The sequence below is a fragment of the Collinsella phocaeensis genome, assembly GCF_900119895.1.
Taxonomy (GTDB): Bacteria; Actinomycetota; Coriobacteriia; order Coriobacteriales; family Coriobacteriaceae; genus Collinsella; species Collinsella phocaeensis.
The window spans coordinates 266,396-292,986 of record NZ_FQLR01000003.1 but is presented as its reverse complement, the minus strand read 5'-3'; the positions used below and the strand labels follow the sequence as shown (position 1 = coordinate 292,986).

Here is a 26,591-nt window from a genome sequence, read left to right as displayed (position 1 = left end):
CGCAGAAGCAACGCACCATGGTACCTTGCGTTTGTCGATATTCTGTCAGCACTGCCTTCTACCAGCTTAAAATATGCATAAATCCACGAAAGGGGAGGCCTTATGCAACCTGATGACGCCATGGGGGAAACGACGCCCGTGCGCGATGCACTCGAGCTTATCGACCGTCGAACGTCGACCCGCAAGTTCGATGAGCCGGCAGGGGTCACAGACGCACAGCGCGCCGCGGTCCTGCACGCCGCGAGCCGTGCCCCGTCCGCGGGGGCGATGATGATGTACTCGATCATCGACATCCGCGAGCAGGCCACGCTCGACCGGCTCGCCGTGCTCTGCGACGACCAGCCCATGATCGCCCATGCGCCGTGGGCGCTCGTGTTCGTGGTCGACTACTGCAAGTGGATCGACCTGTTCGAGCACGTGGGATGCTTCGAGGACGCGTTCTGCGAACGCCACGGGTGCACGCCGAAGCGGCATCCGGGTCTCGGCGATCTCGCCATCGCTTCCCAGGACGCCGTGATCGCGGCTCAGAACGCGGTGATCGCCGCGGAGGCGGTGGGTCTCGGAAGCTGCTATATCGGCGACGTGGTGGAGCAGGCGGAGGAGGTCCGCGATCTGCTCGGCTTGCCGGAGCACACCTTTCCGCTCTCGATGCTGATCCTCGGCGTCCCCGCGAAGGCTCGCCCGCAGACCCCGCATCCGCGCGAGAACCTCGTGATGCCCGAGCGCTATCGCCGCGCCGACGCGGCGACTCTGGATGCCCAGGTGGCGGAGATGGACGCGATGTTCCGCCCGCATGCGCGCGAGGCGGGCGAGCGCGTGGTGGACATCTACACGCGGAAGCACACGAGCCCGTTCATGGCGGAGATGTCCCGCTCGATGGAGCTGTGGATCAAGAACTGGGTCGGTGAGGACTGGTAGCCGTCGCGCGCGACGAATCCGGGCGATCGGCGTTCCGCCACCCGTCCGCCGCCTTCGGGTGAGCGGGCCGCGCCGGGCCGCCCACCCGCTTCGATCGCCTATTGGGCGTCAGCGCCCTTTCGGGCACGGCGATGGCCCGAGGTGACGACACGGCGGCGCCCCCGTCTCCACATCGAGGGAGGCGGGGGCGCCGGTCGTATATACGGGAGAAGCGGGCGGGGTTGCGCGCTACCGCTCGACCTCCACGCGTTTGATGCGGTTGACGGGCTTGAACTTGGTGAACAGGGGCACGTACTCATAGAACACGCTGGAGTTTTCGAGGCCGAACCACTGCACCGGCGAGCCGGCGAAGCGTCGGATCGCGTACTTGAGGGCGATGGCATGGCGCTCACGCTGCTCGACGTCGGACTCGGGCGCAAGCGTCTTGCGGATCAGGCAGAAGCGGAAGGAGCCGATCACGCCGGGCTTGTCGTACACGGAGTAATCGTGCACCTGCGGCGGCAGCTCGCCGGACGCGGACAGGTCGGAGACGATCTGGCGCAGGTAGGCGTTCACGCGCTGGTTGACCTTGTAGCCCAGGTGCAGGTGCACGCGGAAGAAGTAGTCGGTCCCGTAGTTCTCGACGGAGTACTCGAAGGTGTGCGGCTGATCGGTGACCTCGACGTTGAGGACCCAGTAGGCGTTAGCGCGCTTGGGGTGCTTGTCGAAGATGGAGTACAGGATGTCGCGGTCGAGCATGTCGGTCGACGTGCTGTTGGTGAGGTAGACCAGGTTGTCGCAGATGGTCTCGTAGTGCGTGTCGGCGCGCAGGCGGTCGAGCTGGTCGAGGTAGTTGCGCACGGGCAGCATCGTGTACTGGCGGCGCTCGACGCGGCTGCCGTTGTACCAGCTGACCATGATGCCCATGATGAGGGCGGCCATGAGGATCGTGAAGTAGCCGCCATGGAAGAACTTGGTGAGCGAGGACACGAAGAAGAAGCTCTCGAGCGCGACGAAGAAGATGACGAACACCCAGGGGAACGCCTTCATCTTGCGCACGCCGTGCAGGTAGAAGAAGAGCAGCAGCGAGGTGCAGATCATCGTGATGGTGATGGCGAGGCCGTAAGCGGCCTCCATGTGCGCGGAGCTCTGGAACAGCAGGACGACGATGACGCAGCCGACCCACATGACGTTGTTGACCATGGGGATGTAGAGCTGGCCCTTGGTCTCGGCGGGGTAGAAGATCTGCATGTGCGGCATGAGGTCGAGGCGGCTCGCCTCGGACACGAGCGAGAACGCGCCGGTGACGAGCGCCTGGCTGGCGATGATGGCGGCGCAGGTGGAGAGCAGGACGCCGAACGGGCGGACCATCTCGGGGAGCATCTGGAAGAACGGGTTGAGGTCCTCGATGGCGAGAAGGTCGGCGTTACCGGCGTTGGCCAGGAGCCACGCGCCCTGGCCGAGATAGGACAGGATGAGGCAGACCTTGACGAACGGCCAGGTGGCGTAGATGTTGCCGCGTCCCACATGACCGAGGTCGGAGTAGAGGGCCTCGGCGCCGGTGGTGGCGAGGAAGCAGCTGCCCAAGATCATGATGCCCGCATGGTTGTTGGGGCTCAGCAGGAACGCGATGCCGCGCAGCGGGTTGAAGGCTGCGAGGACGATGGGGTTGTCCAAGATGTGGACGAGGCCGGCGCCGCCGAGGAACAGGAACCAGAAGGTCATGACGGGGCCGAAGGCGCGGCCGATCTTGGAGGTGCCGGCGCGCTGGACGGCGAACAGCAGGCACACGATGATGAGCGTGATGATGACCACGTTCATCTGGTTGTCGCCCATGATGTGATGGACGGCGGGGATGGTGCGCAGGCCCTCGATCGCCGTCGTGATGGTGACCGCGGGGGTGAGCACGCCGTCGGCGAGCAGCGCGGCGCCGCCGAGCATCGCCGGGATGATGAGCCATTTGCCGTACTTGCGCACGATGCTGTAGAGGGCGAAGATGCCGCCCTCGCCGTGGTTGTCGGCTTTCAGCGAGATGAGGACGTACTTCACGGTGGTGAGCAGGGTCACCGTCCAGATGACGAGCGAGAGGGCGCCGAGGATGAACTCCTCGGTCACCGTCATGATGCCACCTTGGCCGGCGAGCAGCGCCTTGGTGACGTACATGGGCGACGTGCCGATGTCGCCGTACACGACGCCGAGCGTGACGAGCATCGCTCCGATGCTCACGGGGATGGCGTGCGACCCGGTCTTGGACGACGGGGCCTCGCTGGTCGATTCGATTGCTTGTGACATTGTCGTTGGTGCTCCTTGACGATGCGGGCGGCGCGGCGCGCCGCCGTGATTGCAAGACATTATAGATGCTGCGCACGGTAAACGCCATGTCTTCGAAGAAGCGAAGGACATGGCGTTTGAACAGGTATTATTATGGGGCTGCGGCGAGTTGGCGGGCTGGCCGCCCGAACGCTCGGTCAGCTGCGGGAGCGCTCCTGGCGCCGGGGTTCGCGCGCGCGGGGCTGACGCGTCGCGAGCTCCGCGCGGCGCGCGGCGATCTCGGCGTCGGTGAAGCCGGCGAGTCGCATCGCCTCCTCGATCTCGTAGCGGCGCACCAGGTAGCACTTGTGGATGCGCGGGTTCCGCGCGAAGTCCTCGGGGATGGTCTCGGCGGTGATGTCGGTCAGCACCACGCCCGCCCGCGCGAGCTCGGCGGTGTCGGGGCGGAAAGTGCGCAGGTTGCAGCTGAAGATGGCCTCGCCGTCGCGCGTGAGCAGGCGCGAGACCCCGACGAGTAGGTCGACGTGGTCGCGCTGGACGTCCCAGGTGCGCCGGCCCATCTTCGAGGAGTTGGAGAAGGTGGGAGGGTCGCAGAAGATGAGATCCCACCGGTTGCGGGTCTGGCGCTGATCGCGGATCCAGGCGAGGACGTCGTCGCGCACGAAGTAGTGGTTGTGACCCGTGAAGCCGTTGCGCTCCATGTTGCGCTCAGCCCAGTCGAGGTAGGTGTTGGAGAGGTCGACGGTCACGGTCTCCTCGACGCCCGCATCCGCCGCGTAGCAGGTCGCCGTCCCGGTGTAGGCGAAGAGGTTGAGGAAGTAGCGCGCCTGCTTGGCGTGCTCGCGCACAAGCCCGCGCGTGACGCGGTGGTCGAGGAAGATGCCGGTGTCCAGGTAATCGTCGAAGTTGACCTCGAAGGTGAGTCCGCCCTCCTCGATCAGGAAGGGCTGGGACGGGTTGCCGCCGCCCCGCTTGCCCGACCGCTTGCCGCCTCCTGCTTCGCGAACGCCGCCCGCTGCGGCCTTGCCACCCTGTGCGTACTGGGACCCGCCGCGGGAGCGGGTCCGTGCGCGCGCGGCGACGTGCTCGGCGTCGACGCCGAGCACGCGCGGGGCGAGGGTCAGGATGTCCATGAAGCGCGCCTGGGCGAGCGAGGCGTCGATGGACTTGGGCGCCGCGTATTCGGAGATGACGAGCCAGTGGTCGGTCGCGTCACCCGCGCCCTCGTAGAGGTCGATCGAGGCGGCGTAGTCGGGGAGGTCCGCATCGTATATGCGGTAGCAGCTGACGCCTTCGCGCTTGGCCCACTTGCGGCGCTGCCGGGCGACCTTCCTCAGGCGCGCGGCGAACTGGCCGGATTCCGGAACGAGCACCGGGACGGGCGCGCCGCCGCCCACATCGACGGTCACGACCGCGGCGTGCGGGGCGCCCTCTCCCTCCGGCGCCTTCGGGCGGGAGTCGGGCTCCGCCGGCGACGCCTGGCCGGCGCGCCATACGGCGAGGGTCGCGTCCTCGTTGTTGGGCTTGACGGTGTACGCGTCGTTTGCGGGCCCGAGCGCGCGCTCGAGCAGCTCGTCGCGGCAGAGGGCGACGACGCTCGAGGAGCCGAGCGACGTGGTGCCGCGAAGTTCGCTCACCAGGCCGAGCACGCGGTTGAGTTTCGAGAGGGGGCATTCCGTTGTGTCGGCGACCAGCGCCGCGCGCTGCGGTTCGGCGTCGTCGGCGAGACCGAGCTTGGGCAGGATCTTGTCGACGTCGGGCTGGGCGAACGTGACGCACCGGGCGACGCCCGCGGCCTTCAGCACGCGGCGCGCGTACGACGTCGCGTCCCCGGAGACGTCCGTCGCGATGATCCGGCCGCGCGGGCTCGCCCCGACCTCGGCGCGGGCGTCCGCCTCCTCGAGCAGGGCGGCCCAGGCGTCGGGGTCGTGGTGCGCCCAGCCCTCGAATCCCCAGTGGGCGCGGGTGAGTCCGGGGGCGCGGTCGAGCAGGGCCTGGGCGCCTTCGAGCACGATGCCGCCGCCCGCGCAGCAGGCATCGACGAGCATCGGGACGCCGGCGTCCTCGGCTTCCTGCCCGCAGAGGTCGAACCAGCCCGCCTCGGAGAGCGCGAGCGCGGCGTAGTCGGGGCGAAGCACGTGCGCCGCGCCCGCATGCGTGGCCTCGCGGGGCAGGCGGCGGAACAGCGGCTCGCCCGAGAGGTCAAGATGCAGGCTCGCGCGGGGGCCGCGCAGGGAGAGCGCGATGCGGGTATCCGGGTGCTCGGTGTCCACGTCGGGACGCTTGCCGGTCTGCTGGATGAGTCGGTCGCAGAGCGCGTCTTTGACCCGGAGGGCCGAGAAATGCGAGTTCCTGAGCGCATCGGTGGTGCCGCGGGCGGTGACGGCGACCGTGGCACCCGGTCGGAGGATGTCTTCCCAGGCGATGGCGAACGTGCCGTCGTACAGGTCGTCCGCATCGCCGCATTCGAAGCGCGCGATGACCGCGAAGATGCGGCTCGAGAGGCGGGACCACAGGCATGCGCGCTCGGCGTCGATGACGTCGCCGGTGAAGCCGACGCGCCCCTTGAGCTTGCGCACCTGCGCGAGGCCGATGCGGCGCAGCTCTTGCGCGAGCGCGCTCTCGAAGCCTTCGGGGCAGCTTGCGAAGAATTCCATAGTGAGCCTCTTTCGGGGTGGGCGCCGTGCGCCTTGGGGTATGCGCCGCGGGCGCCGCGCGTGTCGGGGCGCATGCCCGCGGCGCAGCGCGGAGTTCGGTATCGTGTGCACCATTATACGGGGAGCATGCCGGGGTGCCTCGGGGCGTGCGCGGATTGCATACGCTCCGCGTTTCGCCGCGGGGCACCGTGCTACAGTAGCCTGCAGGCAATCTACGAGAGGAGACCCATGGAGCGCGTCCCTGCAACCGCCGCCCTGTTCTTCGACGTCGACGGCACGATCGTCTGGCACCGGCCCGGACTGAGCATCGCCGACAACATCGCCAACGGCCGTCCGAGCGATGCGGTCGTCTCGGCCTTCCTGCGCCTTCGCGAGCGGGGCTACCAGACGTTCATCTGCACGGGTCGCCCCCTGTGCACGGTGTCCGGGGATCTGCTCGCGCTCAAGCCGACGGGTATCGTCTCGAGCGCCGGGGCGACGGTCTCCATCGACGGCTGCATCGTGCATGAGGACGTGATCGAGCGGGAGCTGCTCGCGAAAACGGTGGGAACCCTGCTCGACGCCGGGGCGACGGTCATGTACGAGGGTTCCGAGACCTGCATCGTCGCTGCCCCCGAGGGCGAGCACTACAACGGTTTCGAGTCCCTTCCCACGTATGCGGACGCGGAGACATTTTTGAAGAAGACCGAGGGCATGGGGTTCACGAAATTCTGTTTCGAGGAGTCTTCATATGAGCGCGCCCATGCGGTGTGGCCCGAGCTCGAGGGGCGGTTCGTGCTCAGCAACCTGGGGCTCGGCATGTACGAGGCGAATGTGCGCGGGGTGGACAAAGGGACGGGCGTGAAGCGCGCGGTCGAGACGCTCCCGTACGCGCCCGAGCTCACCTACGGGTTCGGCGACTCCGAGAACGACCTGGCGATGCTCGCCGCCGTGGACGTGCCGGTCGCGATGGGAAACGCGATGCCCTCCGTGAAGGAGGCTGCCGCGTACGTGACGGATTCCGTCGAGGACGACGGCGTGGCGACGGCCCTCGCGCACTTCGGGCTGATCTAGGCGAGGCCTGGGCGTCGCTGCCCCATCGAGGCTCTCGGAGACCAGAAAAACGGGCGATCCTGCTCTTAATCTGCGCCGAATCGCGAAGATGGCACGAAACCCCGTCGAGTCGGTATTCGGGATGTGCGGTGCATGCGTGCATAGGCGTTTTGAGCTATGTGCCCGCAGCTTCATGCGTATGTGGCCGTCGTTAAGGGGCGACATGGTGTTGATGAGGCGCCGCGATATCGGCATTCGAGGGAATGCCGTACCGACTCGACGGGGTTTCGTGCCACACTCGGAATTCCGTGCTGCCATGTCTTGTCGCTGCTGAAACACATATTCAGAAACACGAATATAACAATACTAATATGCAAATAAAACAATCATAAAAACAGCGCCTCCCCTAATCGGGGGGGCACTGTTGGCGTGCGGGCGCGGATGCCGCATCGATAGGCGTTCCTGGGCCGCGGCGGGCCCGGGCGGCTTGCGTGCGAGGTGCGCTGCGGCCGCGGCCTAGCGATCGAGCTCCTTGACCACCTTGCGGTCGTAGACGCATGCGAGAATCGCGCAGATCGCGAGCGCGGCTCCTGCGACGCCTGCGTTCAGGCCCGCCGTGCAGCCGAGCGCGGCGAGGACGCCGGCGATGGCGCTCAGGACGGAGACGGGCAGGTGGCTGCCGAGAGAGCTCGGTCGGTTCGCGCCGCGGATCCCGAAGGACGCGGAGACGAGTGCAAGCACGCCGCCGGCGATGGCGGCGGCTCCGAGAATCGTCTGCCAGAGCGATACCGCAAGCTCGATTCCGAGGACCGAGGCGTTTCCGCTCGCTGCGGAGCTGCCCGCGAGGGTGAGTGCGCCCATGACGAGCGCGGCGAGCGCGATCGGTACCTGGATCAGACTGAAGATCTTGAGCATCTTGCGGTTCTGGGACATCTCGACTCCTCGATTGCGGCGAATGGACAACGAAGGCCCCCCAAGAAGGGGCCTCTCCATGATACCCATTTTGCGAAGCGCGGGTCTCGTGCGCGGCCCGCACGGTAGCCCCGCCGCGCGTGCCGGCGATGGGGCAGCGATATGAAAAGCCCTCCCCATGCCGACGCGGGCGCGGGGAGGGTCGTGCGAACCGAGGTGCGTCGAGCTTGCGCGCAGGTGCGCTACTCGGCGCGGTCCATAGCGAGCTCGTAGTCGCGCGTGCCGTGGAAGACCTCGTGCTTGTAGGGGTTCACGCCGAGCTTCTTCGCGCGATAGACGATGTAGCAGAGCGCCGCGATGTTGGCGACGAGCGCGATGATGGAGACGACCAGGTTGACCTGCGGGTTGTTGACGGACTGCGTGGAGAAGACGCTGTAGTCCTGGAACATGGGGAATACCTGGGCGAACATGCACCAAAGGGCGAGGGTGTTCGCGCGGTTCTGGATCCAGCCGCCCTTGTTCCAAAGCGCGTTGGCGACGGTCGGCGCCAGCAGAAGGGCGAGACCGCAGTACCAGGCGTGCGTGGGGAGGCAGTTGTAGGTGTAGCAGAAGTTCCAGAGGTCGTAGGCGACGATGAAGACCCAAGTCATGTCGGGCCAGAGCATGTCGTCCTTCTTCTTGGAGGTGTAGATGCCCCACCAGCCGGTCATGCAGAAGATGTTGATCAGGCCGGCGATGCCGTTGAACACGTTGTGCCAGCCTCCCATGAGCGTGACGCCCTCGGAGGAGACCCACGTGGTGCCGAACGCGCGGACGGCGCTCTCGAAATCGGAGACGACGGCGATCAGGATGTTGATCGCGACGATCGCGAAGGGGAAGGCCTTGAACCAGTGGGAGCGGCCGATGCTGCCCCAGCCGTACTTGAGCATCATGAAGCCGATGCACCCCGCGGTGGCGGCGTAGAGCTTCGCGTAGTGGAACCAGCTGTTCATGTGCACGTACGTGGGGTTGTTGAGCGCCCACTCCTGTCCCATCCCGGCGCACACGTAGATGGCGATGAAGTAGACCGTGAGTACCGCCGGAAGGCCGAGGAAGCACACGATGCCGCCGATCTTGGAGCGACGGGCGATCTCGTTGGCAAGGATGAGGCCGACGAAGACCATCACCCAGCCCAACCACTGGAACATGGCGTTCTCGCCATAGACCTGGAACAACATAGGTTCCCCTTTCTATCTCAGCCCGTACCCGGGCTAGTTGACAAAACGTCAATACTTTCGGCGCACCGGTCCCGAGAGCCTGTGGCGCGCGCAGACACCGTCCTGCACGCCGCTCCCGACACGGGGCCGTCCCCACGTCGGGAGCGCGGCGAGCGCGTCGGTCAGCGCGTCGGCCGCCGTTCGGGATATTTATCGGTGTAGCCCTCGATGTGCAGGGTGCTGGCGATGATGTCCTTCACGGTGGACGCCGGTGCGTCGGGATGCGTGCGGACGAACATGATGAGCCCGCAGATGAGAACGTAGAACGTCTCGTAGACGTGGTCGATACGCACCTCGTGATGCGCGGCGAAGTCTGTGGCGGTCGTCTCGCAGAGATACCGCGCGCAGCGGTCGGCGACGCGGTTCACGAACGCGGTGTAGATCGAGGCGTTCCCGCCCGAGGCGAGCGAGCGCGGCAGGTCGTCGTCCCCGAGGATCATGTCTTTCAGCATGGCGGAGACGCTGTCGAGCGCACCCTCGATGTCGCCGAGCTCGCGCGCGCCGTTCCAGGCCTCGAGCTGCTCGAGGAACCGGTCGATGCTCTCGTCCAGCGCCGCTTCGAGCGCGTCTTCCTTGGTGGGGAAGTAGTGGTAGAACAGCGAGCGCGTGCATCCGGCACGCTCGGTCACGGCGGAGATGGACAGGCGGGAGAGCCCTCGCTCCGAGCAGATGGCGCGGACCGCTGCGAGGATCTCGCCGCGGCGCTCGTCGTGCGGAAGGCGCTCGTGATGTCTTGAAGTCTCGACCGCCATGCTGCTCCCTTCGGCGCTCAATCGGCCGTTCTGGCGAATATAGTCTTGAACTTTGTTGACGTTTCGTCAACACTAAACATGACAAATTGTCATGAGGTATGCCGTAAACGGCAGGGGAGGGATCGCCATGGACGACGTTCGAGTGATCGAGGTCAAGCAGAGCGTGTTCGCGGACAACGACCGCAAGGCGGACGAGCTTCGCGCACGCTTGCGCGAGCAGGGGACGTTCCTGCTCAATCTTATGTCGAGCCCCGGGTCGGGCAAGACGACGACGCTTCGGCGCACCGTCGAGGTGCTGCGCGGGGAGATGGCCATCGCGGTGATGGAGGCCGATATCGACTCGGACGTCGACGCCCGCACCATGGCCGAGACCGGCGTGCGCGCCATCCAGCTGCACACGGGCGGCATGTGCCACCTCGACGCCTACATGACCGAGCAGGGCCTGGAGGGCCTGTTGGCCGAGGGCGGCGGCGAGCCGATCGACCTGGCGATCCTGGAGAACGTGGGCAACCTAGTGTGCCCCGCGGAGTTCGACACGGGCGCTTCGGCCAACGCGATGATCCTGTCGGTGCCCGAGGGCGACGACAAGCCGCTCAAGTACCCGCTCATGTTCAGCATCTGCGACGTCGTGCTCATCAACAAGATCGACGCCCTGCCGGTGTTCGACGCGTTCAGCATGGAGCGCGTGCGCGAGAACATCCTCATGCGCAACCCGAACGCGACGATCATCCCCATCAGCGCCAAGACCGGGGAGGGCGTCGACGCGTGGGCGGATTGGCTCCGCACGCGCATAGCGGAGTGGAAGATCGCCTAGCGCCTTCCGCGCCTCAAAAGGGGGACAGGCACCAATTTGAGGCCCGTCAGCTGCGGTGGCGTGCCGTTGGGGATGCGCCCCTGTCCAGAACCTCAAATTGGTGCCTGTCCCCCTTTTGAGGCGCGATGGCACCTCCTGAACACACGGCCTCGCAAGAGCGAAAGGAAACCGAACATGATCGTGAACGGCCCCGGCATTTCCTTCACCGAGCCCGACATCGGCGCGGAGTTCGTGCCCCCCATCCCCGAGAACCCGCGCCCCAAGATCGTGGCGCTGTGCGAGCACTGCACCAACCGCCTGCTGGGCAAAAAAGAGCTGAAGTCCTTCGAGTACTGGGCGTTCGCCGAGGTCACGACCGATGAGATGGCCGACGTCCTGCTCAAGATGAAGATGCGCCGCCCCTACACGCTGCCGGAGCTCGTCAAGGCGACCGGCCTGCCGGAGGCCGACCTCGAGAAGCTGCTCGACGAGATGAGCTACATCGGCCTCATCGAGTACAACTGGGAGAATCCCGACCGCGCAAAGCAGTGGGTCCTGCCCATGCTCGTGCCGGGCTCCGCCGAGTTCCTCAACATGCGCCAGTCGCAGATCGACGAGCATCCGGCCGTCGCGAAGTTCTTCGAGCAGGCGTCCAAGGGGGCGCTCGCCCGCGCCACCCCGATGGTCCCGCCCGGAGGCGCCGGCATCGGCATGCACGTCATCCCCGTCGAGAAGGCCATCGAGATGGAGGATCGCTCGGTCTCGATCGAGCACATCGAGCATTGGCTCGACAAGTACGACGGCAAGTACGCCGCGAGCGCGTGCAGCTGCCGCATGAGCCGCGCGAAGCTGGGCGAGGGCTGCGGCGACGACCCGAACGACTGGTGCATCGCCGTGGGAGACATGGCCGACTACGTGGTGGAGACCGACCGCGGCCGCTACATCACGCGCGAGGAGGTGTACGACACGCTGCGCCAGGCCGAGGCCAACGGCTTCGTGCACCAGATCACCAACATCGACGGCGAGGACAAGATCTTCGCGATCTGCAACTGCAACGTGAACGTCTGCTACGCGCTGCGCACCTCCCAGCTGTTCAACACGCCGAACCTCTCCCGCTCCGCCTATGTGGCGCGCACCGAGACCGACAAGTGCGTTGCCTGCGGGCGCTGCGTCGAGGTGTGCCCCGCCGGCGCCGTCAAGCTCGGCCAGAAGCTCTGCGCCGCCAGCACGGGCAAGGTGCCGGAGTATCCCAAGCAGGAGCTTCCGGATGCCGTGAAGTGGGGTCCGGAGAAGTGGAGCCCCGACTACCGCAACAAGAACCGCATCGAGACCTACGACACCGGCACCTCTCCGTGCAAGACCGCCTGCCCGGCGCACATCGCCGTCCAGGGCTACCTCAAGCTCGCCGCGCAGGGTCGCTATCGCGACGCGCTCGCCCTCATCAAGCGCGAGAACCCGCTGCCCGCGATCTGCGGCCGCATCTGCAACCGCCGCTGCGAGGACGCCTGCACCCGCGGCCGCGTCGACGCCGCGGTGGCCATCGACGAGGTGAAGAAGTTCATCGCCGACCAGGACCTCGTGGCGGAGAACCGCTACGTGCCCGAGGTCGTGACGCCCACGCGCACGGGCGGCTTCGACGACAAGATCGCGGTGATCGGCGCCGGTCCCGCCGGCCTGTCCTGTGCGTTCTACCTGGCCGAGAAGGGCTACAAGCCGGTCATCTTCGAGAAGAGCGCTCGCCCCGGCGGCATGCTCACCTACGGCATCCCGCGCTACAAGCTCGAGAAGGAGGTCATCGAGGCCGAGGTCGCCATCATCGAGGAGATGGGCGTCGAGATCCGCTACGGCGTGGAGGTCGGTCGCGACCTGACCCTGGCCGAGCTGCGCGATCAGGGTTTCAAGGCCTTCTACGTGGCGATCGGTTGCCAGGGCGGCCGTCTGCCCGGCATCCCGGGCCAGGACGCCGAGGGCGTGTCCGTGGCCGTCGACTTCCTGCGCCGCGTTGCCGAGCAGCAGGAGAACGGCGGCGAGGCGGCCGCCATGCACGGCAGGACCATCGTGGTGGGCGGAGGCAACGTCGCCATCGACGTTGCCCGCACCGCCGCGCGCCTGGGCAGCGAGCACGTCGAGATGTTCTGCCTCGAGAGCGCCGAGGACATGCCTGCGAGCGCCGAGGAGGTCACGGAGGCCAACGAGGACGGCGTGCACATCTCCTGCGGCTGGGGCCCGGTCTCGGTCGTCGCCGACGAGGAGGGCCGCGTGCGCGAGATCACCTTCAAGCGCTGCCTGCGCGTCTTCAACAACGAGGGTCGCTTCGACCCGACCTACGACGAGAGCGAGACCCGCACGGTCGCTGCCGACCGCGTGGTGTTCTCCATCGGCCAGGCGATCGAGTGGGGCGGCCTGCTGGACGGCGAGGCCGTAGAGCTCGGGCGCGGCCAGGGCGCCGTCGCCGACCCCAAGACCTACCAGACCGCTCAGCCCGACATCTTCGTGGGCGGCGACGTCTACACCGGTCCGAAGTTCGCGATCGACGCCATCGCGGCGGGCCACGAGGCCGCTGTGTCCATCCACCGCTTCGTGCAGGACGCGACGCTCACCATCGGCCGAAATCCGCGCGCCTACCGCGAGCTCAACCGTGATGATGTCGATTTCGGCAGCTACGACACCGCGAGCCGCGGCGACGCCGTGCGCAACTATGCCCGCGAGGAGGCCGAGCCGTTCCGCGAGTGCGCCGAGACCTTCACCGAGGAGCAGGTGCGCGCCGAGACGGCGCGCTGCCTGGGCTGCGGTGCGTCCATCGTGGACGAAAACAAGTGCATCGGCTGCGGCCTGTGCACCACCAAGTGCGCGTTCGATGCGATCCACCTGCATCGCGAGCATCCGGAGTGCTCCACGATGGTGAAGTACGAGAAGAAGATCCCGAGCCTGGCGAAGTACGCGCTCAAGCGCGAGATCAAGATTCGCTTCGGGAACAAGGGATCGAAGTAGCCCATTCCGCCCCGCCTCAAAAAGGGGACAGGCACCTTTTTGAGGCGGGGCTCGAAGGGGCTGCGGGCGAAACGCGGGGCCGCCCCGGCGGCCCTGTGCTCAAGTGGGGGCGTGCGCCTTTTTGGAGAGGGGTGACGCCGGAGCACCCGGCCCGGCTTGTTCGCGGCTCCGTTCCCGGCCGATCCGTCGACCTCAAATCGGTGCCTGTCCCTTATTTGAGGGTTTCGATAAGGAGGTGCTGCATGCACGAGCTCGGTATCGTCTTCCATATCATCCGCAGCGTCGAGAGCGTGGCGGAGCAGAACGGCCTGCGCAGCGTGTCGAGCGTCACGCTCGAGCTGGGCGAGGTCTCGGGCATCATCCCGAGCTACCTGACCGACTGCTGGAACTGGGCGTGCTCGAAAAACGACCTCATGCGAGGGGCAGAGCTGGCCATAGAGGAGATTCCGGCGGTCACGTTCTGCGAGGTGTGCGGGGAGACCTATGGGACGGTCGAGCACGGCCGCACGTGCCCCCACTGCGGAAGCGAGCGGACATATCTGCTTCAGGGCAACGAGACGACCATCAAGGAGATCGCCACGCCGGACGAGGGGCCGGATGGAGGCGGGGGCGCGGACGACGTGCGCGCGGACGCGCGGGCGTGTGCGCGTGCGAACCGCGCGCCCGCGCCTTCCGAGAGCGCCGATGCGGCTCCGGTGTGCTAGAATCTTCGAGATTGCCTCCGTAGCTCAGGGGATAGAGCACCGCTCTCCTAAAGCGGGTGTCGACGGTTCGAATCCGCCCGGGGGCACCATCAAAAAACAGCAGGCCAGGGGCTTTACAGCCTCTGGCCTGCACTCGTATGGGCGGTGCTGCGCCATGCGATGCGGGCGAAAGAGGGGAAAACCGCGCCCAGCGGCTGCCTACGCGCCCCCGCGCTCCGTCAGCTCCCGCACGAGCGCGCCCAGCTCGGCGACCTGGCCCTCGAGCTCTTCGATGCGGCGCAGATTGTCGGCGATGCCCTCGCGGTTGATCATCGAGGCCTCGTGCACGGGATCCGGCATGCTCTCGCGATGCCGGCGCGCATCGAACTCCTCCTCCATCACGCGGCACCCGTTGCGCCTCACCACGCGGCCCGGGATGCCCACGACGGTGGAATCGCTCGGAACGTCTTTCACCACGACGGAGTTTCCGCCGATGCGCACGTTGTCGCCGATCGTGATGTTGCCGAGCACCTTGGCGCCCGTCCCGACGGTGACGTTGTTGCCGAGCGTGGGGTGGCGCTTTCCGCACTCGTTGCCGGTGCCTCCGAGCGTGACGCCCTGGTAGAGGACGCAATCGTCGCCCACGATGGTCGTCTCGCCGATGACTACGCCCATGGCGTGGTCGATGAAGAAGCGGCGGCCCAGCTGGGCGGCAGGATGGATCTCGACGCCGGTGAAGAAGCGCGTGGTCTGGGAGAGCACGCGCGCGAGTCCGCGCAGGCCGTGCTCCCACAGCCAGTGCTCGGGGGTGTGCATCCATTTTGCGTGAAGCCCGGGGTAGGTGAGGAAGATGATCGGGCCGCTCTGCGCGGCAGGGTCCTGCTCCTGAACACGGCGGATGTCCTCGCGTATGGTGGTGATGAAGCTCACGACGTCGCCTTTCGATCGTTTGAGTCCGTTAAGTATAGCGTTTCGCTAGGGATTACAGCGCCCGTGCGGCAGATGTCTCAAGGTTGTTACGAAGCGTGCGTCGCCGCGTCCGTCGCGCCTCCGCGTCCGAGAGGGCGTCCGAAAACGTGCCAAAAGGGACAGGCCCTTGCGCTAAAAGGGACGTACCCTTTTGGCGCAAGGGCTCGAATAGATGGCGCGGCGGAGGCTCCGGTCACGCCAAAAGGGCCTCGTCCCCTTCGGCGCGGACCTTCCCCGTGCGGGGTCTTTGCGCTTTCGGTGCAGCTTGGAGGCATGCACCGGGTAGCGGCTACCATAGATGCTCGTAACGATGCACCCCTTCAGAAAGGCGTCGACGTGCAGGAAGCATTCTTCGACTTCATCAGCCAGTTCGGTTACCTCGCGGTCGCGGGCCTCATCCTTTTCGAGAACGTGTTCCCGCCCATTCCCAGTGAGCTCATCCTCCCGCTCTCGGGATTCCTCGCCACCCAGACCGCGATGACGCTCCCGGGCGTCATCGCCGCCGCCACGGTCGGCTCGGTCGTGGGCGCGTATTTCCTCTACGGCATCGGGCGCCTGCTGTCCCAGGAGCGCCTGGAGGGCTTCTTCGATACCAAGCCCATGCGCATGCTGGGCTTCCATTCCGACGACGTGGCAAAGGCGATCGGCTGGTTCGATCGCAAGGGCCAGATCACGGTGCTCATCTGCCGCTGCATCCCTGTGGTGCGAAGCCTTATCTCCATCCCTGCTGGCACCGCCAAGATGAACATGGTCCGCTTCGCGATCTACACCCTGGTGGGCTCGCTCGCGTGGAATGCGATCCTGTGCGCGCTGGGCTTCTGGGCCGGCGGCGCCTGGGAGCAGATCACCGCGCAGGCGGAGTGGGTGTCCGACATCGTGAAGGTCGTCATCATCGTGGTGGCCGTGGGCGTCGTGGCGTGGTGGATCAAGTTCCGCATCCTTCCCGCCCGCGCCGAGCAGAAGCGCCGCGAGCAGCAGGGCAAGTAGGCTCCGCGCAAGGGCTGTCTGGCGCCGCATGGTGGGCGCTTCCACGCTGCACGGGGGCGTCCTGCCCCGCGCAGCGGGCGTCCCCTCGCTTCGGACGGTAGCACAGCTGGCAAAACTTCAGGTTTGGGCGAAGTTTTTGCCAGCTGTGCTACCGTCCGGTCGCCTGAACGATGGCGCCCGCGCCGCGGGGCCTGAACGGCGCGGGCTGAGCTGCAGACCTGAGCTGCGGCGCCTGCTCGGCGGCCCTACGCGGCGGGTCCTGCGCGACGAGGTCGCTTGAGCGGAGAGGCCGCCCGCGCCGAGCACCCCAAGCCCCGCCGGGCGCCTTCCGCCCCGTTGTTCCCGTCGGATCATCGCCGGGTCCCCGCCACGTTTCCCGTCCGTTAAATCGCCCGACCGCTCCACTGCAGCGGAGTACAATCGTAGAACTCGAGAAGGAGCCGAGCCGCGTCGCGAGCTCGGTTTCTCGTTTCGGGCGATTGATTCTGCGGCGAACCGATAGGAGCGGTCATGGGTATCGAGAAGAAGGATCTGGACTGGGGCAACCTGGACTTCAGCTACCGCAAGACGGATTACAGCTATGTGTCCAACTACAAGGACGGCGCGTGGGACGAGGGCTGCCTCACCACCGATCACAGCATCACGCTGTCCGAGTGCGCGGGCATCTTCCATTACTGCCAGGAGGTCTTCGAGGGCCTCAAGGCGTATACCACCGAGGACGGCTCCATCGTCTGCTTCCGCCCCGACATGAACGCACAGCGCATGGCGGACTCCGCCGAGCGCCTCGTGATGCCCGCCTTCCCGCAGGATCGCTTCGTCGAGGCCGTCAAGCGGGTCGTCGAGGCCAACGCCGCGTGGGTGCCGCCGTTCGGCTCGGGCGCCACGCTCTACGTGCGACCGCTCATGATCGCCACCGGCGACGTCATCGGCGTCAAGCCCGCGGACGAGTATCAGTTCCGCATCCTCGTCACGCCGGTCGGCCCGTACTTCAAGGGCGGCGACACGGCCGTCAAGCTCTGCGTCTCCAAGTACGACCGCGCCGCGCCCCACGGCACCGGCAACATCAAGGCTGGCCTCAACTACGCCATGAGCCTCAAGGCCGGCATGGACGCGCACGCCGCGGGCTATGCCGAGAACCTCTACCTCGACTCCGAGTCCCGCACCTACGTGGAGGAGACCGGCGGCGCCAACGTGCTGTTCGTCGCCAAGGACGGCACGCTCGTGGTGCCCAAGTCCCACACCGACTCGATCCTGCCCTCCATCACCCGCCGCTCGCTCGTGCAGGTCGCTCAGGACCTGGGCATCACGGTGGACGAGCGGCCCGTCGAGTGGTCCGAGGTCACCTCGGGCGCCTTCGTCGAGTGCGGCCTGTGCGGCACCGCCGCGGTCATCTCCCCGGTGGGCGAGATTCACGACGGCGAGACGGTCGTGGTCTTCCCCGACGGCCACGAGACCTCCGGTCCGGTCATGAAGCGCCTGCGCGAGACCCTCACGGGCATCCAGGGCGGTTCCGTCGAGGATAAGCACGGCTGGGTCTGCAAGATCTGCTAAAGGACGACGGGCTCGTCCGGAAACGACGTCGCGCGCCGCGGGCAGGCGGCGCTTTGCCTGAGACGGGTGGGCTTTGCGGCTTACCCGTTTTTGCTGCCGGGGCCCGTTGCGTGCGCCTCCGGCGTGCCGCACGGGACGAGGTCGCGCGAAGCGGGCCCGGTCTTCCCTGCGGCCCGACCGGGCGCTATGGGTCCGCATTCCGAGGGGTTTCCCGTGGGGCCGTTCTTTCCTGTCCCTCCTGTTCGTTTGTTGAGGCGCCGTGATTCCGCCGCGGTTTCTGTTGTTGCCGCGATGCCTATCCGTCATACTGGGACCATCCTTACGCGCTCTGGCGCAAACGTAGCTCAACCACACCATCTCCCGCGGGAGACCCAGAACCGAGGAGGCTCCATGGAGTCGAGACATCAGGCCATCGCGGCCGGACTTGCCCTGTCGTTGGCGTTCGGCGCCGCCGTCGCCCCGGCAACCGCCTTTGCAACCGCATCAACCGGAGAAGCCGTTCAGGACGCATCGGCCGCCTCCGCTTCCGGCGAGGGGACGGGCGAGGGCTCGCCATCTGATGACACGGGCGACATGGGCGATACGACGGCAGCCGCGGAGCTTCCCGCGCCTTCCGGTTGGGACCGCGCGGATAACTACGAGAGCGCGCCGGCGGACACCGGCTCCATCATGATGCTCTCGCTCAACTCCCTGCTCTCCAGCCGCTCCTCTACGCGCATCGCGCCCACCGCGCTTTCCTCCGAGATGAAGTACTTCGCCCAGAACGAGAGCGGTTCCAACTACCGCCTGGGCTTCAGCTACGGCGACGGCTACAACGCGATGGGCTTCTACCAGTTCGACCGCCGGTACTCGCTGGTCGACTTCATGCAGGCATGCTATGACTACGATTCGTCCAAGTACGCCATGTTCGCCCCGGTCATCGCGCGTGCCGATGAGCTCAGGACCGGAGAGATCTACGATCGTTCCGCCAAGCGCTTGACCGAGATCGGCCAGCTCGCCCAGGGCGCCTGGTACGCGGCGTACGACCAGGATCCCGCCGAGTTCTCCGCGTTGCAGGACAACTACGGCTACCAGGCGTACTATCTGCCCGTCGAGCGCATCCTGCGCAACAGTTTCGGGCTCGACATCTCGGGCCGCGCCGACTGCGTGAAGGGCCTCGCGTGGGGCATGTGCAACCTGTTCGGATCCGGCGGCTGCCAGAAGTACTTCCGCCTGGCGAACCTTTCCGAGGACATGAGCGACCGCGAGGTCGTGAACGCCCTGTGCGACGCCGTGGTGAAGAACGTCGGCGGGACGTATGCCCAGAGCTACCGCAACCGCTACGAGCGCGAGCGCGCGACGTGCCTTGCCTATCTCGACCAGCATGACGCAGAGGCCGAGCAGGATGGCGACGCCGCGACCCAGCCGGAGACCCAGCCAGGCGACCAGTCCGACGAGCAGGGCGATTCCGCGGACGGCGACGCGCCCGCGGACACGCCTTCGGACGACGTGGTCGTGCCCGATGCACCGAGCAACGGCGGGGCTGCCGATGATGACGCCCAGTCCGATGGCGGCAGCGCCGATGCCCCGTCGGAGGACGACGGGGCCGGGGACTCCGGTTCCGCGGGCGACGATACGACCGCCGCGCCCGACGGGGACCATGCGGCCGACGGCGAAGGCTCCGGCAGCGAGGCGGAGCCCGACTCCGGTGCTGGGGACGCGTCCGGTTCCGACCAGGGCTCGAGCAGCGGCCAAACCGCGCCGACCCCCGTTCCCCCTTCCAACGGGGATGCGAGCCAGGGCGATTCCTCTTCGAGCGGCTCGGATGACGCCGACGACAAGGTGAACACGGGCAACGGCGCGACAGGCGAGAACGTCCTGCCGCCTTCTTCGGACGCCACCGGCGGCAACTCGAATAGTAGCCAAGATGGCTCGACGTCCAGCTCCCAGCAGAACCAGCCCACCTCCGATGCGGGTCAGAGCGGATCCGAGTCCAAGGATGAGGGCGACACGACGACGGGCGGCGACACCGGGTCGGGCGACCGGAAGGGCGGGGACGACAAGACCTCGGACGATAGGGAAGGCAAGGGCGGCGACTCCAAGTCGGGTGATGCGAACACCGAGAAGCTTCCCGGATCGAGCACCGAACCCGAGCGCCTGCCGGCGACTGCCGATGCCGCGAGCATCGCGATGGTCGTCTCCGCCGGCATGTCCGCCGTGGGCACCGCGGTGGCGGTGGCGGGCAAGCGCCTCGGCGGCAAGAAGATTCCGTTCGAGGACGGTTTCCGCGAGTAGCCGCTCGTCGGATGGAATGTGCACAAGAAAGCGCGCGGGGGCACGGGCTCCCGCGCGCTTTTGCATAGAGGCGGCCTTCCGTAATGGCTGCTCTTAAGCCTGCATGGCGGCAAGCGACGGCGTGTCTGGGATTGCCGCGCGCGATTTCTGCGCGGCTCGCGGGTTTGGGCTCACCGCGTGTCGCATACATGCAAGAGCCCGGGGACGCGTGCGCATCCCCGGGCTCCGCTGCGGCCGGTATCGCTGCAGGACTACTTCATGATCTGGCGGAACATGCCCATGACGTCGTCGTAGGTCGCCTCGCGGGGGTTGCCCGGGAAGCAGGCGTCGGCCATGGCGTCGCGGGTGAGCGTGTCGAGCTCGTCCTCGGTGATGGCCTCGCACACGGTGGGGATGTTCACGTCGACGGAGAGCTGCTTGACGGCGGCGATGGCGGCGTCGGCGGCCTCGTCGGTGCTCATGCCGGTGGTGTCCACGCCCATGGCCTCGGCGACCTTGGCCAGGCGCTCGGTCACGACGGGCTTGTTGAACTCCATCGCGATGGGCAGCAGCATGGCGCAGGCGACGCCGTGCGGGGTGTCGAAGTGCGCTGAGAGGGTGTGCGCCATGGAGTGGTCGACGCCCAGGCCGACGTTGGAGAAGCCCATGCCGGCGATGTACTGGGCGAGCGCCATGCCTTCACGGCCGGAGCCGGAAACGCCGCTCTTGGCCTCGGCCACGGCGTCGCGCAGGTTCTTGGCGATGAGCTCGATGGCCTTGAGGTGGAACATGTCGGACATCTCCCAGGCGCCCTTGGTGGTGTAGCCCTCGATGGCGTGGGTGAGGGCGTCCATGCCGGTGCTGGCAGTGAGGCCGGCGGGCATGGTGGCCATCATCTCGGGGTCGACGACGGCGACCTCGGGGGCGTCGTTGGTGTCGACGCAGACGAACTTGCGGACCTTCTCGACGTCGGTGATGACGTAGTTGATGGTGACCTCGGCCGCGGTGCCGGCGGTGGTGGGCACGGCGATGGTGAACACGGCGTGGTTCTTGGTGGGGGCGACGCCCTCGAGGCTGCGCACGTCGGCGAACTCGGGGTTGGTGATGATGACGCCGATGGCCTTGGCGGTGTCCATGGCGGAGCCGCCGCCGATGGTCACGATGGAGTCCGCCTCGGCGGCCTTAAACGCCTCCACGCCGTCGGTGACGTTCTGGATGGTGGGGTTGGGCTTGATGTCGGAGTAGACGCCGTAGGCGATGCCGGCCTCATCGAGCAGGTCGGTGACCTTGGCGGCGACGCCGAACTTCACCAGATCGGGGTCGGTGCAGACGAAGACCTTCTTGTAGCCGCGGCGGGCGAGCTCGCCGGGGATCTCCTTGATGGCGCCGGCGCCATGGTAGGAGATGGTGTTGAGAACGATACGATTGGCCATGATTACCTCTCTTCCCGAAAGGCGTCAGCGCAGCGCCTTTCGATAGCGGGTTTACTCGATTACGTTGTACCGCATCGAGCCGAAATCGGGCCCGCCGATTCTGCGAATGGGACCGAGCGCTGCATAAACGTTTTATCAATCAACTGAATAGATGGAGTCTGGCCATACGGAAGCGGTGCGCATCAAGAAAAGGACCTGATAGGGGTCGGTAATTAGAGTATTTTACATGACCCCCTGTGTTTTTGGACAAATCTGCCAGATAATGACGAATGTAGGGGGTTGGTACATATAAAGCACCCTCGACAAAACCGGATTCGACTGCATTGAAGGGCCGAGAATGGGCTGATTGCAAAATACAGACCCACTAATTAGGCCGAACGCGCTCAGGCCATCGTCATTATCTGGCAGATTTGTCCAAAAACACAGGGGGTTACCTAAAAATAAAAACTACGGACCCTCCTTCAGGGGGTCGAGAGGCCGTGGTGCGCTTTCGACCGCGGAGAATTGCGGCCTGCACGTACCATGATCCGGCGTGTGCCGCGCAGCTGAGGCGTCGATGCAGTCAGTCGGTCCGCGGCATGCTTTGACGATTCGAGATGCGCGGCAGTCGAGGGCGTCTCGCGGTACGGGCCGCCCGGAAAACAGGTGATCGGCTCGGGAAACGAGAAGCCCCTCTGGGATGCAGTTCAAACCGCATCCCAGAGGGGCTTCTGGCGCAAATGAGCCGCGTAGCACGCAAAGCCGACGCCGGCCTGTCCTCGCACTTACTCCAGCTCGAAGGCGCCGGTGTAGAGCTGATAGTAGTAGCCCTTCTTGGCGATGAGCTCGTCGTGCGTGCCGCGCTCGATGATGCGTCCGTGATCCAGGCAGATGATCACGTCGGAGTTGCGCACGGTGGAGAGCCGGTGTGCGATCACGAACGTGGTGCGGCCCTGCATGAGGGCGTCCATGCCGCGCTGCACGATGGCTTCGGTGCGGGTATCGATGCTCGAGGTCGCCTCGTCTAGGATCATCGCCGGCGGGTCGGCCACGGCGGCGCGGGCGATGGAGAGCAGCTGGCGCTGACCTTGGCTGAGCTGCGAGCCGTTGCCGGTGAGCATGGTGTCGTACCCTTCTGGCAAGCGGCTGATGAAATCATCCGCACCGGCCAGCTTGGCGGCCTTGATGCACTCCTCGTCGGTCGCGTCGAGGTTGCCGTAGCGGATGTTGTCCATCACGGTGCCGGTGAACAGGTTCACATCCTGCAGCACGACGCCCAGCGAGCGGCGCAGATCGGACTTGCGGATCTTGTTCACGTTGATGCCGTCGTAGCGGATCTTGCCGTCAGCGATGTCGTAGAAGCGGTTGATGAGGTTGGTGATCGTCGTCTTGCCGGCGCCCGTCGCACCCACGAAGGCAACCTTCTGGCCGGGCTTCGCATAGACGGACACGCCGTGCAGCACCTCATGGTCGGGGGTGTAGCCGAAGTCGACGTCCACCATGCGCACGTCGCCGCGCAGCGGCTCGTAGGTCACCGTGCCGTCGGCGCGATGCGGATGCTTCCACGCCCACAGGCCGGTGCGCTCATCGGTCTCCTCGAGCTCCCAGGTCTTCGGGTTCACGCGGGCGTTCACCAGCGTGACGTAGCCTTCGTCGGCCTCGGGTTCCTCGTCGAGGAGATCGAAGATTCGCTCGGCGCCGGCGAGGCCCATCACCACGGCGTTGATCTGCTGGGAGACCTGGCCGATCTGTCCGCAGAACTGCTTGGTCATGTTGAGGAACGGCACCACCACGGCGATCGAGAGCGGCATGCCCGAGATGGACAGGTTGGGAACGTTCAGCGCCAGGAAGATGCCGCCGGCGAGCGCGACCACGACGTAGATGAGGTTGCCGAGGTTCATCAGGACGGGCATGAGGATGTTGGCGTACATGTTCGCCTTCTGGGAAACCTCGAAGAGTCTCTCGTTGCGCTCGTCGAAATCGGCTTCCGCGGCCGCTTCGTGGCAGAACGCCTTCACGACCTTCTGGCCGTTCATGACCTCCTCGATATGGCCCTCGACGACGCCGAGCTCGCGCTGCTGCGCGAGGAAGAAGCGCGCGGAGTTCGAGCCGAGCATCTTGGTGAGGAAGACCATGCACACGATGCCGGCGATGATCACCAGGCACATCCAGACGGAGAAGTACAGCATGATGAAGAGCACCGTGCCCAGCACGATGATGGTCTGCAGCAGGTTGGGAAGCGACTGCGAGATCATCTGGCGCAGGGTGTCGATGTCGTTGGTGTAGTGCGACATGATGTCGCCGCGCTGGTTCGTATCGAAGTAGCGGATGGGCAGGTCCTGCATGCGGTTGAACATCTTCTCGCGCAGCTTCTCAAGCGAGCCCTGGGTGACGACCGCCATGTAGCGGTTCCAAAACAGCGAGGAGAGGTTGCCGATGATGTAGATGGTGCCGAGGGTGAGCACGATCTGCAGGATCTTGGGCTGGGCGGCCGACCAGTCGCCCGTCTGCCATGAGGTCGAGATGACCTGCAGCGCGCTTTGCAGGAAGACGGAGCCGATGGAGTTGATGAGACCGCACAGCAGCACGCCGGCCATGACCAGCGGCAGCAGGACGGGATAGAACGAGAACAGCAGCTTGATGAGGCGCACCAGGGTGCCGGACCTGCGCGCCCCCTTGCGCGCGGTAGCGGGCTTACTCATGTGCCTCGCCTCCCTTCAGGGCGTAGCCATCCGCGGCGGTTGCTACGGCGGGGTCTTCGGCGTCGGCGCTCTCGAGCTCGCGCGCGGCGGCTTCGACCGCCTCAGCCTCTTCGGTCATCTTGTTTTGCGAGGTGAAGGTCTCTCGGTAGATCTCGGACGTCTCGAGCAGTTCCTCGTGGGTGCCGATGCTCGCGATGCGCCCGCCCTCCATCACGATGATGCGGTCGGCATCCTGCACGCTGGAGACGCGCTGGGCGATGATGAGCTTGGTCGTATCGGGTAGGTACGATGCGAGGCCGGCGCGGATCTTGGCATCGGTCTTGGTGTCGACAGCGCTCGTGGAGTCGTCGAGGATCAGCACCTTGGGCCGGCGCAGCAGGGCGCGCGCGATGCACAGGCGCTGCTTCTGACCGCCGGAGACGTTGGAGCCGCCCTGCTCGATCCAGGTGTCGTAACCCTTCGGGAACCCGTCGACGAACTCGTCGGCGCAGGCGAGGTGAGCGGCCTCACGGATCTCCTCGTCGGTGGCGTCGGCGTCTCCCCAGCGCAGGTTGTCGGCGATGGTGCCGCTGAACAGTACGTTTTTCTGCAGGACCATGGCGACCTGGTGGCGCAGGGCGTCGAGGTCGTAGTCGCGGACGTCCACGCCGCCCACGCGCACGGTGCCCTCGCTCGCGTCGTAGAGGCGGGCGATGAGGTTCACCAGCGTAGATTTTGCCGAGCCGGTACCGCCGATGATGCCGATGGTCTCGCCGCTGGCGATGTGCAGGTCGATGTCATCGAGGGCCTGGCGCTCGGCGTGTGCGGAGTACTTGAAGCTCACGTGGTCGAAGTCGATCGAGCCGTCGGCCACCTCGCGCACCGGCTCCGCCGGGTTGGCGATGGTGGGCTCTGCCTGCAGGACCTCGCAGATGCGGCGCGCGCTCTCCTCCGCCATGGTGACCATGACGAAGATCATGGAGAGCTGCATGAGGCTCATGAGGATCTGGAAGCCATAGGTGAAGGTCGACGAGAGCTGGCCCACGTCGAACGCGGTCGCCTGGCTGGTGATGATGAGCTTGGAGCCCAGGTAGATGATGACGACGAACGCTCCGTTGACGCAGAAGTTCATCATCGGGTTGTTGAACGCGAGCAGCTTTTCGGCGCGGGTGAAGTCGGCGCAGACGTCCTGGGCGGCGGTGGCAAACTTCTGCTTCTCGTAGTCCTCGCGCACGTAGCTCTTCACCACGCGCATGCCGGTGACGTTCTCCTCGACGGACTCGTTGAGCGCATCGTACTTATGGAAGACGCGGGTGAAGATCGGCGTCGCCTTGTGGATGATGAGGCCGAGACCGATGCCGAGCAGCGGGATCATCGCCAGGTAGACGAAGGAGATGTACCCGCCCATCGCGTAGGCCATCACGAACGCGAACACGAGCACGAGCGGCGCGCGCACGGCGATGCGGATGATGAGCATGAACGCTTGCTGCACGTTGGTGATGTCGGTGGTGAGGCGCGTCACGAGCGAGGAGCTCGAGAAGGCGTCGATGTTGGCGAACGAGAAGGTCTGGATCCGGTAGAACAGGTCGTGCCGCAGGTTCTTGGCGAAGCCGCAGCTCGCATGGCTGCAGGTGATGCCCGCGGCGGCGCCGAAGAACAGCGACACCACGGCGAGCGCGACGAGGACGCCTGCGGTCGGAAGGATCTGGGCGACGGACGCGCCCTCCTTGATGGTGTCGATGAGGTTGGCTGTAACGAACGGGATGGTCATCTCGCACGCGACCTCGCACAAGACGAGGATCGGCGTCGCGATGGTGGGCTTGAGGTAGTCGCGGATGGATGCGGCAAGGGTTTTAATCATTGAGCTCCTCCCAGTGGACGCGTACCTTGTCGAGCATCTCGATGAGCTGCAGCTGCTCCTCGTCCGTCAGGCAGGTGAAGGCGCGGCGGCGGAAATCGATGCGGACGCGCTGCTCGCGCTCCGCCTCGGTGCGACCGGTGTCGGTGAGGTGGATGAAGAGCTGGCGCCGGTCGTCGGGATTGCGGGTGCGCTCGATCAGCCCGCAGGTCTCGAGTTTCGCGAGCACCTCGGAAAGCGACCCGGGCTTGAGCTCAAAATGACTCCCCAGCTCCTGCTGGGACATGGTGCCGCCGTTTTTGGCGAGCAGGCAGAGAATGGGGGCCTTGCCCGAACGGCCTCCGCTGTGAAAGTGCAGGTAATGACCGCAGAACCCGAGGTCGGTGAGCAGGTGCCGGGCACGTGCCTCCTCGGGTGTGTCGACGGTCTCGACGATGACGTCATCGCACACGATATACTCCTTTCTTGCGTTTGAACGCAAGAAGTCTACACCCCTGCACATCAAAGTCAAGGTACCAAATTATTAGGTTGCAAATTAATTTCGTGAGGCTGTGGCGCGGGGTTGAGCGGCGCGTTCGCCTTGCTGGGGGGCGGTTCTCGATGCGGCCCGCATGGTCTCGGCGCCGCTTCGAAGCC

18 protein-coding genes and 1 tRNA gene are annotated in these 26,591 nt (G+C 66.0%); 9 read left to right on the top strand and 10 right to left on the bottom strand.

The genetic code is table 11. From position 1 onward, the window contains the following. The first annotated feature begins 102 nt into the window (after window positions 1–102). Window positions 103–918: a nitroreductase family protein gene (locus BQ7355_RS01900; RefSeq protein WP_240307287.1), complete on the top strand. Its 816-nt coding sequence runs from the start codon at window positions 103–105 to the stop codon at window positions 916–918. 228 nt (window positions 919–1,146) lie between these two features. On the opposite strand, the gene BQ7355_RS01895 is transcribed toward BQ7355_RS01900, so the two are convergent. After that, entirely contained in the window at window positions 1,147–3,189 is a 2,043-nt protein-coding gene (locus BQ7355_RS01895) for a KUP/HAK/KT family potassium transporter (protein ID WP_240307286.1), read from the bottom strand. A gap of 176 nt (window positions 3,190–3,365) precedes the next feature. Next, window positions 3,366–5,825: a THUMP domain-containing protein gene (locus tag BQ7355_RS01890; RefSeq protein WP_072414666.1), complete on the bottom strand. Its 2,460-nt coding sequence runs from the start codon at window positions 5,823–5,825 to the stop codon at window positions 3,366–3,368. A gap of 228 nt (window positions 5,826–6,053) precedes the next feature. Between BQ7355_RS01890 and BQ7355_RS01885 the strand changes: the two genes are divergently transcribed. Next, window positions 6,054–6,878 carry an HAD hydrolase family protein gene (locus tag BQ7355_RS01885; protein WP_072414665.1) on the top strand — a complete coding sequence of 275 codons (825 nt, stop codon included), beginning with the start codon at window positions 6,054–6,056 and terminating at the stop codon, window positions 6,876–6,878. A gap of 495 nt (window positions 6,879–7,373) precedes the next feature. On the opposite strand, the gene BQ7355_RS01880 is transcribed toward BQ7355_RS01885, so the two are convergent. The 3 genes from BQ7355_RS01880 to BQ7355_RS01870 all read right to left on the bottom strand — a co-directional run bounded on the left by BQ7355_RS01880 (window position 7,374) and on the right by BQ7355_RS01870 (window position 9,777). Continuing rightward, on the bottom strand, window positions 7,374–7,790 hold the full coding sequence (locus BQ7355_RS01880; protein WP_072414664.1) for a hypothetical protein: 417 nt from the start codon (window positions 7,788–7,790) through the stop codon (window positions 7,374–7,376). Between the two features lie 221 nt (window positions 7,791–8,011). Beyond that, window positions 8,012–8,986, bottom strand: coding sequence for a DUF5692 family protein (locus BQ7355_RS01875; RefSeq protein WP_072414663.1), 975 nt, complete (start codon window positions 8,984–8,986; stop codon window positions 8,012–8,014). Window positions 8,987–9,147: 161 nt separating this feature from the next. Then, window positions 9,148–9,777, bottom strand: coding sequence for a TetR/AcrR family transcriptional regulator (locus BQ7355_RS01870; protein ID WP_072414662.1), 630 nt, complete (start codon window positions 9,775–9,777; stop codon window positions 9,148–9,150). Window positions 9,778–9,904: 127 nt separating this feature from the next. Between BQ7355_RS01870 and hypB the strand changes: the two genes are divergently transcribed. The 4 genes from hypB (at window position 9,905) to BQ7355_RS01850 (ending at window position 14,354) form a co-directional block, all read left to right on the top strand. Beyond that, window positions 9,905–10,591, top strand: a complete 687-nt coding sequence (gene hypB, locus BQ7355_RS01865; RefSeq protein WP_072414661.1) for a hydrogenase nickel incorporation protein HypB — start codon at window positions 9,905–9,907, stop codon at window positions 10,589–10,591. A gap of 174 nt (window positions 10,592–10,765) precedes the next feature. Then, window positions 10,766–13,561: an FAD-dependent oxidoreductase gene (locus tag BQ7355_RS01860; RefSeq protein WP_205407539.1), complete on the top strand. Its 2,796-nt coding sequence runs from the start codon at window positions 10,766–10,768 to the stop codon at window positions 13,559–13,561. 242 nt (window positions 13,562–13,803) lie between these two features. Continuing rightward, on the top strand, window positions 13,804–14,265 hold the full coding sequence (locus tag BQ7355_RS01855; RefSeq protein WP_083581410.1) for a hydrogenase maturation nickel metallochaperone HypA: 462 nt from the start codon (window positions 13,804–13,806) through the stop codon (window positions 14,263–14,265). 13 nt (window positions 14,266–14,278) lie between these two features. Further along, window positions 14,279–14,354 (top strand) — tRNA-Arg (locus tag BQ7355_RS01850). A 109-nt stretch (window positions 14,355–14,463) separates the two neighbouring features. Here the strand turns inward: BQ7355_RS01850 and cysE are convergent. Continuing rightward, a complete protein-coding gene (gene cysE / locus BQ7355_RS01845; protein WP_072414660.1) occupies window positions 14,464–15,174 on the bottom strand; it encodes a serine O-acetyltransferase in 711 nt (236 codons plus the stop codon). Between the two features lie 375 nt (window positions 15,175–15,549). Between cysE and BQ7355_RS01840 the strand changes: the two genes are divergently transcribed. The 3 genes from BQ7355_RS01840 (at window position 15,550) to BQ7355_RS01830 (ending at window position 20,025) form a co-directional block, all read left to right on the top strand. Next, window positions 15,550–16,200: a DedA family protein gene (locus BQ7355_RS01840; RefSeq protein ID WP_072414659.1), complete on the top strand. Its 651-nt coding sequence runs from the start codon at window positions 15,550–15,552 to the stop codon at window positions 16,198–16,200. Window positions 16,201–16,710: 510 nt separating this feature from the next. Further along, window positions 16,711–17,751, top strand: a complete 1,041-nt coding sequence (locus tag BQ7355_RS01835; RefSeq protein WP_072414658.1) for a branched-chain amino acid aminotransferase — start codon at window positions 16,711–16,713, stop codon at window positions 17,749–17,751. Between the two features lie 390 nt (window positions 17,752–18,141). After that, the gene (locus tag BQ7355_RS01830; RefSeq protein ID WP_072414657.1) at window positions 18,142–20,025 is read left to right on the top strand and encodes a VgrG-related protein; all 1,884 of its coding nucleotides are present in this window, start codon (window positions 18,142–18,144) and stop codon (window positions 20,023–20,025) included. 251 nt (window positions 20,026–20,276) lie between these two features. Here BQ7355_RS01830 and fucO read toward each other — a convergent pair whose 3' ends face one another. The 4 genes from fucO to BQ7355_RS01810 all read right to left on the bottom strand — a co-directional run bounded on the left by fucO (window position 20,277) and on the right by BQ7355_RS01810 (window position 26,406). Next, a complete protein-coding gene (fucO, locus tag BQ7355_RS01825; RefSeq protein ID WP_072414656.1) occupies window positions 20,277–21,437 on the bottom strand; it encodes a lactaldehyde reductase in 1,161 nt (386 codons plus the stop codon). Between the two features lie 764 nt (window positions 21,438–22,201). After that, a complete protein-coding gene (locus BQ7355_RS01820) occupies window positions 22,202–24,118 on the bottom strand; it encodes an ABC transporter ATP-binding protein (RefSeq protein WP_072414655.1) in 1,917 nt (638 codons plus the stop codon). Then, window positions 24,111–25,958, bottom strand: a complete 1,848-nt coding sequence (locus tag BQ7355_RS01815; RefSeq protein WP_072414654.1) for an ABC transporter ATP-binding protein — start codon at window positions 25,956–25,958, stop codon at window positions 24,111–24,113. The genes BQ7355_RS01820 and BQ7355_RS01815 overlap by 8 nt, the downstream gene beginning before the upstream one ends. Then, the gene (locus tag BQ7355_RS01810) at window positions 25,951–26,406 is read right to left on the bottom strand and encodes a MarR family winged helix-turn-helix transcriptional regulator (protein WP_072414653.1); all 456 of its coding nucleotides are present in this window, start codon (window positions 26,404–26,406) and stop codon (window positions 25,951–25,953) included. The genes BQ7355_RS01815 and BQ7355_RS01810 overlap by 8 nt, the downstream gene beginning before the upstream one ends. Window positions 26,407–26,591 lie beyond the last annotated feature (185 nt).

What these genes read in the sequence shown, in the direction of transcription:
- BQ7355_RS01900 (WP_240307287.1), top strand. Translation starts at nt 103, where the DNA reads ATGCAACCTGATGACGCCATGGGGGAAACGACGCCCGTGCGCGATGCA.
- BQ7355_RS01895 (WP_240307286.1), bottom strand. Translation starts at nt 3,189, where the DNA reads ATGTCACAAGCAATCGAATCGACCAGCGAGGCCCCGTCGTCCAAGACC.
- BQ7355_RS01890 (WP_072414666.1), bottom strand. Translation starts at nt 5,825, where the DNA reads ATGGAATTCTTCGCAAGCTGCCCCGAAGGCTTCGAGAGCGCGCTCGCG.
- BQ7355_RS01885 (WP_072414665.1), top strand. Translation starts at nt 6,054, where the DNA reads ATGGAGCGCGTCCCTGCAACCGCCGCCCTGTTCTTCGACGTCGACGGC.
- BQ7355_RS01880 (WP_072414664.1), bottom strand. Translation starts at nt 7,790, where the DNA reads ATGTCCCAGAACCGCAAGATGCTCAAGATCTTCAGTCTGATCCAGGTA.
- BQ7355_RS01875 (WP_072414663.1), bottom strand. Translation starts at nt 8,986, where the DNA reads ATGTTGTTCCAGGTCTATGGCGAGAACGCCATGTTCCAGTGGTTGGGC.
- BQ7355_RS01870 (WP_072414662.1), bottom strand. Translation starts at nt 9,777, where the DNA reads ATGGCGGTCGAGACTTCAAGACATCACGAGCGCCTTCCGCACGACGAG.
- hypB (WP_072414661.1), top strand. Translation starts at nt 9,905, where the DNA reads ATGGACGACGTTCGAGTGATCGAGGTCAAGCAGAGCGTGTTCGCGGAC.
- BQ7355_RS01860 (WP_205407539.1), top strand. Translation starts at nt 10,766, where the DNA reads ATGATCGTGAACGGCCCCGGCATTTCCTTCACCGAGCCCGACATCGGC.
- BQ7355_RS01855 (WP_083581410.1), top strand. Translation starts at nt 13,804, where the DNA reads ATGCACGAGCTCGGTATCGTCTTCCATATCATCCGCAGCGTCGAGAGC.
- BQ7355_RS01835 (WP_072414658.1), top strand. Translation starts at nt 16,711, where the DNA reads ATGGGTATCGAGAAGAAGGATCTGGACTGGGGCAACCTGGACTTCAGC.
- BQ7355_RS01830 (WP_072414657.1), top strand. Translation starts at nt 18,142, where the DNA reads ATGGAGTCGAGACATCAGGCCATCGCGGCCGGACTTGCCCTGTCGTTG.
- fucO (WP_072414656.1), bottom strand. Translation starts at nt 21,437, where the DNA reads ATGGCCAATCGTATCGTTCTCAACACCATCTCCTACCATGGCGCCGGC.
- BQ7355_RS01820 (WP_072414655.1), bottom strand. Translation starts at nt 24,118, where the DNA reads ATGAGTAAGCCCGCTACCGCGCGCAAGGGGGCGCGCAGGTCCGGCACC.
- BQ7355_RS01815 (WP_072414654.1), bottom strand. Translation starts at nt 25,958, where the DNA reads ATGATTAAAACCCTTGCCGCATCCATCCGCGACTACCTCAAGCCCACC.